This is a genomic window from Joostella atrarenae, from assembly GCF_021764745.1.
In the GTDB taxonomy this organism is placed as follows: domain Bacteria; phylum Bacteroidota; class Bacteroidia; order Flavobacteriales; family Flavobacteriaceae; genus Galbibacter; species Galbibacter atrarenae.
In genome coordinates this window covers 1-504 of the sequence record NZ_JAETXX010000050.1, presented here as the reverse complement: position 1 = coordinate 504, position 504 = coordinate 1, and the positions used below count along the sequence as shown (strand labels likewise).

Annotated in this window: 1 protein-coding gene; it reads right to left on the bottom strand. The window is 29.6% G+C overall.

All coding sequences use genetic code 11. From position 1 onward, the window contains the following. A partial coding sequence (locus tag JM658_RS17030) for an Arm DNA-binding domain-containing protein (RefSeq protein WP_236961105.1) occupies positions 1 to 225 on the bottom strand: 225 nt, incomplete at its 3' end. Between the last annotated feature and the right edge of the window lie 279 nt (positions 226 to 504).

Below are 504 nucleotides of genomic sequence, written 5' to 3'. Positions count from 1 at the left end.
TTTATGTCGAAGATTTGCAATATGATTGTTGATTTCTTGAGCTTCACGATTGTTACCCATTACTCTTTCAATCTTCGTATTCCATAACTTAGGATCAACGCTTCTTGAAATGCTATACTCAGTTCTTCTTTTTTTAACCACAAGTCGGAGATAAATAGGAACTAAGCCAATTTTATTAATTTTTGTCTTTCTAATATAAAAATGTACATGATAATCCGTTCTCATAATTGAAAATTTTAATCTGGTTTACTGATTAAAACTATTCAAAAGCTATAAAAAATAAAAACGCTTTAACATTTGTAATTATTTGAAAATTAGTTTTTTATAATTCAAGCGAGACCTCTTTTTGGAGAATTTAGGGGGTATCCATATAGGTATCGTTTAGTGTCATATCATTTGCTATTATATGAAGTGATAAAAAATAAAAAACCCTGTAAATCAAACGATTACAGGGTTTATGATATGGATTGTCGTCCAAAAAGTGGAGTCGGGGAGATTCGAACT